This is a genomic window from Nonlabens sp. (assembly GCF_039941875.1).
Lineage (GTDB): Bacteria > Bacteroidota > Bacteroidia > Flavobacteriales > Flavobacteriaceae > Nonlabens.
The window spans coordinates 24462-32809 of record NZ_JBDVDQ010000020.1; the positions used below are offsets into that span (position 1 = coordinate 24462).

The following is an 8348-nucleotide window of genomic DNA, read 5'->3' on the forward strand; positions in this document are numbered from 1 at the left end:
TTTCTTCTATTCCCATTCTATAGTTGCCGGCGGCTTTGAACTGATGTCATACACCACTCTATTAACGCCTTTAACTTTATTTATTATTTCATTACTGGTTGCCTGTAAAAACTCATAAGGTAAGTTCACCCAGTCTGCAGTCATACCATCAGTACTTTCTACGGCTCTTAAAGCGACACACTTTTCATAAGTACGCTCGTCTCCCATTACACCTACACTATTCACTGGCAGTAAAATTGCGCCGGCTTGCCATACCTTATCGTACAACTCCCATTTTTTCAAATTATTTATAAAAACAGCATCTACTTCTTGAAGTATACTTACTTTTTCTGGTGTGATATCTCCTAGAATTCTAATAGCTAGCCCTGGTCCTGGAAATGGATGTCTACCTAAAAGCTCTGCAGCCATCCCCATAGATTTACCTACTCTACGTACTTCATCTTTAAATAGCGCTTTTAAAGGCTCTACAATTTTAAGTTTCATAAAGTCTGGTAATCCACCTACATTGTGATGTGATTTTATAGTTGCGCTAGGTCCACCTGTCGCACTTACACTTTCTATTACATCTGGGTAAATAGTACCTTGTGCTAACCAAGTTACATTTTTAACCTCATGTGCCTCATCATCAAACACTTCTATAAATACACGACCTATTGCTTTACGTTTTAATTCTGGATCACTTAATCCCTTAAGAGCATCCATAAATCGTGCCGAAGCATCAACGCCTTTTACATTAAGCCCCATTCCTTCATATTGCTTTAAGACTTGTGTATACTCATCTTTACGCAATAATCCATTATTTACAAAAATACAGTAGAGGTTTTTACCTATCGCTTTGTGCAATAACATCGCTGCTACTGAAGAGTCTACTCCTCCAGAAAGACCTAAAACGACACGATCTCCTCCTATTTTTTCTTGTAATTTAGCTACCGTTTCTTCAACAAAACTATCTGGTGTCCAGTCTGGTGTAACGTTTGCTATTTTTATTAAGAAATTCTCCAATACTTGTTTACCATCAGTAGAATGATATACCTCTGGATGAAACTGTATCGCATAAGTAGATTCTCCTTTAATTTTATAAGCAGCATTTTTTACGTCATGAGTACTGGCTAACAACATACCATTTTCTGGCAATTTTTTAATAGTATCACTATGACTCATCCATACCTGACTACCTGCTTCTATACCATCTAAAAAAGGATCACTTTCTACAAAAGATAAATTTGCACGACCATACTCTCTAGTACTAGATGCGCCTACTTCTCCACCATGAAAATGAGCTAGATATTGTGCTCCATAACAAACACCTAAAAGGGGTTTTTTACCTCTTATTTCTTTAAGATCTACATGAAAAGCATCTTCAGACCTTACAGACATAGGACTGCCGGAAAGAATGATAGCTTTATACTGATCTAAATCTGTAGGAACTTTGTTGAAAGGGTGGATTTCAGAATAGATGTTTAACTCTCTTACTCTGCGCGCAATTAATTGTGTGTATTGCGATCCAAAATCTAATATTAATATCTTGTCGTGTTGCATGAGCAAATTTACTTTTTTAATATCTAAAGTTTAAAGATATGACACACTTTTGTTAACGTGTTTTCAAAAGAAAAATCAAGTCTGTTATTAGCTTGCTAGACTGTTATAGTTCTATGACACTAAACCTTTGATCTAGAGGATCTAGACTTTCTTTAATTTTTGAAATAAAAGAAGATCCGTATTCTTGATAAAATACAGAAAAGTTAGTTTGCCTTTCTTGTAGACTATCGTGAGGGAACAGTTCTTTTTTAAGTAATAGAGCTCTATCTAAATGGTCTTTGAGCTTTCTCTTTTGAGCCTTTAGCAACCTAGACTCTAAATGTTCCAGACCTTTTATTTGTTTATGTTCTTGAGCTTTTACAGCATTTTCAAACGACTGATCTGTTAAAGATGCTATTTTATAAAGTTCTTCAAATTGCTTTTTAAGATGTTCTTTTTGTGTGGAAAAGTCTATCTCGATATTACTTATTTTATTAGTTAGAAGCGTCGTTAATTCATGATCCTTTTTAAATAGATCCCAAATTTCTAATTTTAACTTACTCACCTTATTCAATTGTTTCGAAGTAACTAATAAGGCAGAGTTGCGCATGAGTAGTATAGGGAATGTTACTTGTTGCGAGTTAAAATACTGTTTTAACTCTAGCCAGTATGCCATCTCACCACCGCCACCTATGTAACACAAATTAGGAAGCACCACTTCTTGATACAGTGGTCTCATAATTACATTAGGTGAAAATCGTTCTGGACTATCTTGCAATTCTTTAAGAATCTCTTCTTTTGTAAATCTAATATCTGTATCATCAATAGAATAAGTACCATCTTTTTCTATTATACGCTTGCGATAAGAATCTGTTAAATAGAATAAGTTAATCTCTCGAGGATTAACTTGTATTTTATATTCTTGTGGCCACGAGTCTAGCGTATCACTTACTTCCTTAAAACTAGTCTGAGAGATTAATTCCTCTTTAAAATAAGGAACTGCAAGTGTTTTTAACTTTCTATCATCTGCATCTAGAATAACCAGACCATCTTCTTTAAATAATTCGTGCGCTATGACTCTAGTCGCATTTGCAAGATTAGAATTATTTAAATACCCTTTTTCAAAAAGGCTTATGACTTCTTGAGCATTATCATGTTTGCCTAAAAGTTTTTTAAAGACTTCTAGAACATCTGATAATCCTTCTGTAGAAAGTCTTCCTACACCACCATTAGACTCGCGATTATAAACTACTTTTTTATCACCATAATTAAAATATTGAATCTCTTCAAAATCATGATCCTCGGTCGCCATCCAGTAGACAGGTACAAAATTATTTTCTGGATATTTATGCGATAATGTTTTACATAAATTAATAGTAGAAATTATCTTATATAAAAAATATAATGGTCCGGTAAATAAATTGAGCTGATGCCCAGTAGTTACAGTAAACGTATTTTGTTCACTGAGCAACTCAATGTTTAGTTGAGTTTTGCCCTTATCATCTATATTCTCGTACTGTGATATGAGTACATTTTGCAAGACCTCTCTTCTATTCTGTAATGTACCCCATTCCTTTTGCTTCTCAATTATTTGATCTCTAAAATTGTCTAATTTTGGATATCGATGATATAAAGGTTTTACATGTTTTTTTTGATCCAGATAATCAGACATTAAATCTGAAAAATATCTAATAGACGTGTAAGATTGGTGTTTTGGACTCATAGATTTATAATCTCATCAAATATAGGAGTTGAACTGTGAAATAAATCCTAAGATTTTATAGTAAGTAGGATATTCATGCATGTTTCGCTTTCGCGAAAGCGAAACACACTATTTAATTATAATTAAGATTATTTAAAATCTGTTTTATTTTATACTTTAAGTCTTCACCTGTGTCGTAAATCATTTGCTCATCTGTCGGAAAGTTCACGGATCTAGGATTTAAAGTTTCTAGATAATTTGCATCAAGAGCTCTTCTATCCCCATAAACAGAACCATAGATATAGGTGAAAGTAAAGTTACTAGATACAGGAAAACGATCTACTGTTTGCGAGGTTCTATTATCAGTTAACTGCACGACTGCATTAACATTTGATTCTTTAAATTGTGTATTTTGAACCACGCTAGCCTTAATAGTAACAAATTTATCTCTCTTTATATCGTTACCTAAACTGTCCTTTTTCACGTTTCCATTAGCGTCATATTCATAGATATAGCCATCTTGTACGAGTCTTTCTTTGTGCAACTCTTTTTTAGAAACTTGTTCTGGAGACATAATAATACGGTCTATAATTATATCTATGGTATAATCATAATCTAACTCTACTATCTCGTTGTTATGATATTGCGTCCACTGATCGTTAATTCCATAGGTAGAAAAATTAAGTAATTCTTCTTCCAGCAATTGTGGCAGTACTGTTTGCGACTGATTTTTAAGATCTACTTTAATGTAATGAGTCCCTTTCTCTAGGGCACTTTTAATCAAATCACGAGTATCTTTAAAATTCGGATTGATTTTATCTAAATAGATCAAATCACCATAGACACTTCTTGCCTCTATGGTATTTGCTGTGCTTAGAGCCGTTTTTGAATTATGAAGTAAATAATCAGAAAGATCATTTCTGGATGCTATTATATTAGCATTGTAATTTTCAAATTTAAAATCAACTATTTCATTTTCTTTAATCAAGGTTAAAGGCAACAAAGGTTTTATCTTATCCTGTCGTTGATCCATAGCTACATAGGTTTCATATATAGATTCGAATACCGCAGGGTTATTATCTAATTGCCACCTTTGTAACAAAGCCTGATCTTGTGCAACTGCCTTTAAATAGGCCTGCTTTAAAAGAGGTATGTATTCTTGATTTTTTTTGTCTGTTTTACCTTCTATTAACTTGTTTACAGCAATCTCTATTGCTAGATCATAATCACCTTGATTTAAAGCAGTTTCAGTTTTTTTCAAACTACTACACGAGATAATTAAAACAGTAAACAGAAGGTAAATTATAGTTTTTCTCATTTACTTTTTCTTAGGCTCATAAATAGGCAAAAGTGTATTAGACACCTCTCCAAATCCTATACGCAGTTCTCCTTTATGACAATAACCTCTCATCGTTACCGTATCATAATCTTGAATAAATTTACGTTCTGTACCATCATTGAGTTGGATAGGGTTTTCACCTCTCCAGCTCAATTCTAACATCGAACCATAAGAATCCTTAGTAGGTCCTGAAATAGTACCACTCCCCATTAAATCTCCACTATTAACAGAACATCCATTTACAGTATGATGCGCTAGTTGTTGTGAAATATTCCAGTAAAGATGTTTAAAATTTGATTTACAAACCGTGGTAGGAGTTCCCTGCTGTGGTGTAATATCTACCTCTAGATTAATATCAAAACTACTATCTTCCTTAGAATCTAAATAATCTAAAACTGGCTTCTCGCGTTTAGGACTATTAGTTCTAAAAGGTTCTAATGCATCTAGTGTTACAATCCATGGAGAGATAGAACTTGCAAAGTTTTTAGCTAAAAAAGGTCCTAGTGGCACATATTCCCACTTTTGAATATCTCTAGCACTCCAGTCATTAAGAATAACCATACCAAAGATATAATCCTCAGCCTCGTTAACAGGTACAGGATGACCTAAATTATTAGCGTCCGTAGTGATAAATGCCATTTCTAATTCAAAGTCCACTAACTTAGACGGACCGAATACTGGCTGCTCTGCTCCTACGGGCATAGTCTGACCTTGTGGTCGGTGTATAGAAATATCTGAAGGAATAACTGAACTCGATCTACCGTGATATGCTACAGGCATGTGCAACCAATTAGGTAAAAGAGCATTATCTGGATCTCTAAACATAGTACCTACATTTGTAGCATGTTCTTTACTGCTATAAAAATCAGTATAATCACCTATTAAAACAGGCAGTTGCATTTCCACTTCATTGATAGGGAATATAATGCGATCTCTATCAGCTTTATTATCTCTAAGTTCAGAATTTTCTTTATCAAAGATATCACCTATTCTATTACGTACGAGACGCCATGTTTTCTTTCCATCAGAAATGAAATCATTAAGCGTGTCCTGCATAAACATATCGTCAGTTAATGGTACACTCTCAAAGTATCCCATCTCCTGCAACGCACCTAGATCAATAGCATAATCGCCTATTCTAGTACCTATAGTAATAACGTTATCCCTAGTCAGGAAAACGCCGAATGGTATATTTTGAATAGGGAAATGAGTATCTCTATTATATCCTATCCATGAACTTCTCTTTGGGTCATTTGTTTTATTAGGCATCTCTATCTTGATTTCTTGTTAAAAAGTAGTATTCAAATATATTATATAAGAATTGGTTGATAGCATATGTAGCTTATTTTTGTAACAAAATATTTAAAATGGCTTACAACGATAATGAAATCTTTAACTTGATTGAAGATGAGAGAATCCGTCAAACAAAAGGTATCGAATTAATTGCTAGTGAAAACTATGTAAGTGATGATGTACTCGCTGCTGCAGGTTCTATTTTAACTAACAAATATGCCGAAGGATATCCTGGAAAAAGGTATTATGGAGGTTGCGAAGTAGTCGATGAAATAGAGAATATCGCTATCGACAGAGCTAAAGAATTATTTAATGCAGAATATGTAAATGTGCAACCACACTCTGGTAGTCAGGCTAACACTGCTGTATATCATGCATGTTTAAATCCTGGAGACAAGATTCTTGGTTTTGATCTTTCTCATGGTGGACATTTAACACATGGATCACCAGTTAACTTTTCTGGTAAACTATATGAAAATGTATTTTATGGTGTAGAAAAAGAGACTGGAAGACTGGACTACGATAAAATAGAAGAAATAGCGGTAAAAGAACAACCTAAATTAATCATCGCTGGTGCTTCTGCATATAGCCGAGAAATTGATTACAAGAAATTTAGAGATATCGCAGATAAAGTAGGCGCTATACTCATGGCAGACATCGCTCATCCTGCAGGTTTAATCGCCAAAGGTATCATGATGGACGCCGTTGTACATGCTCACATATGTACTACAACTACACACAAAACCCTAAGAGGTCCTAGAGGTGGAATGATTATTATGGGTAAAGATTTTGAAAACCCATTCGGTCAGAAATTAAAAAACGGAAATCTAAAGAAAATGTCTAGCCTGCTTAACAGCGGTGTATTCCCAGGTAATCAAGGAGGGCCATTAGAACATATTATAGCAGCAAAAGCAGTAGCATTTAAAGAAGCTCTTTCAGAAGACTTCCTACACTATATGGTGCAAGTAAAGAAAAATGCTGAAGTTATGGCAGCAGAATTTGTTGCTAGAGGCTATGATATTATCTCAGGCGGTACAGATAATCACATGATGCTTATTGACCTTAGAAATAAGAACATTAACGGTAAAGAAGCTGAAGCATTACTGGGTCAAATACACATTACGGTAAATAAAAACATGGTTCCTTTTGATACAGAATCTCCATTTGTAACCAGTGGTATACGTATCGGTACAGCAGCAATAACCACTAGAGGACTAAAAGAAGATAGCATGAAAACTATCGTTGATTTAATAGACCGTTGCTTAACAGGTAATCCAGAAAATTTATCTGCTCTAGAAGATGAAGTATATACCCTAACTGAAGCTTTACCATTATTTAAGTCTTAAAGATAATAACATATTCTTCACTCGATTATTAAAAAGCACAGATTACATTATAATCATAGTAAATTAAAGCTCAAGTGTATCACTGACACACTTGAGCTTTTTTAGCTTTATACAATGCTTTTGGACTTATGGATGGCAATTAATAATGTAATTACATTCATTTATAATTTCAGTCCATTCACATAATTCTTATAATATCGCTTTCGCGAAAATAAAACAACATAAAATCAACCTTACAGAAACAAACATTGACTTACAAAAAACAAACACTTAAGATAATTAGGTCACTTAATAACTATTTTAAAATATCAAACAAAAATTTTATACAATTATCATTTATATTATCCTAAGTACAAGAAGCACAAACAACAGATACATCTGAGTTAACAAGACTATCACTAAGCACTAGTAATTAATAACCCAAACAAAATATTAAAGGATTTAACTATAAATTTTAATAGATAAGGAACACTTCTTTAGCTTATTACTTTAGATGATAATTCTATTAATAAAAAAAATGCTTTGGTACTTCTTTGATAGCCTTTTCATTACAATCATACTTCTTTATTAAACTAGACTGGATATCATTTTCTTATAGGATAGCTTCATAATGTTTTCAGCAACACTAAAGTCACTGTCCAAGTGATTGATCAAGGTCAACAAATTGTCTGTATAATGTCTCTCATTAAGTTTCATTTCTACTGCTTGAAGACAATATATTACATTCAGACTCAGAGATACATTAACCAACGCCGATCGGATAATTATGCTATATGAGATATTTTATTCTTTTTTCTATAGAAAAGATATCACTTACCGTATTTCTTCTATTCTATTCATCTGCACAGAGCAGACTATATTTCTATTTTTTCTAAATAAATAATGAGAATCAATGATTTTTAAATAGTCTCCGATAACATTTTTAAGCACTTGACATACTAATAGTATCCAAAAAAAAACTAATCTATATCCACGAATAATTCAAATATTTGTTTTCTTGTTATATGACATAATTATTGCACCTCCATTTGCACAACCAAATACAAACAGCTGCATAATACACGGTAAAACGAGCTTTTTATGTGCTGTACATTGACTGAAACCTCTTTCCTATAGAGTTACATAATAAACCTATCTACTAAGTCTCAGT

Annotated in this window: 5 protein-coding genes; 1 reads left to right on the forward strand and 4 read right to left on the reverse strand. The window is 33.3% G+C overall.

The window, feature by feature from the left end:
• Window positions 1–6 precede the first annotated feature (6 nt).
• The 4 genes from guaA to fahA form a co-directional block, all read right to left on the reverse strand.
• A complete protein-coding gene (gene guaA / locus ABJF08_RS12255; protein ID WP_348116522.1) occupies window positions 7–1539 on the reverse strand; it encodes a glutamine-hydrolyzing GMP synthase in 1533 nt (510 codons plus the stop codon).
• A gap of 103 nt (window positions 1540–1642) precedes the next feature.
• Window positions 1643–3241 (reverse strand): bacillithiol biosynthesis cysteine-adding enzyme BshC, encoded by a 1599-nt coding sequence (bshC, locus tag ABJF08_RS12260; protein WP_348116523.1) that lies wholly within the window; start codon window positions 3239–3241, stop codon window positions 1643–1645.
• A 112-nt stretch (window positions 3242–3353) separates the two neighbouring features.
• Window positions 3354–4538 carry a hypothetical protein gene (locus ABJF08_RS12265; protein WP_348116524.1) on the reverse strand — a complete coding sequence of 395 codons (1185 nt, stop codon included), beginning with the start codon at window positions 4536–4538 and terminating at the stop codon, window positions 3354–3356.
• Window positions 4539–5828: a fumarylacetoacetase gene (gene fahA, locus ABJF08_RS12270; RefSeq protein ID WP_348116526.1), complete on the reverse strand. Its 1290-nt coding sequence runs from the start codon at window positions 5826–5828 to the stop codon at window positions 4539–4541.
• 98 nt (window positions 5829–5926) lie between these two features.
• Between fahA and glyA the strand changes: the two genes are divergently transcribed.
• Window positions 5927–7198 (forward strand): serine hydroxymethyltransferase, encoded by a 1272-nt coding sequence (glyA, locus tag ABJF08_RS12275; protein ID WP_348116527.1) that lies wholly within the window; start codon window positions 5927–5929, stop codon window positions 7196–7198.
• The last annotated feature ends 1150 nt before the right edge of the window (window positions 7199–8348 follow it).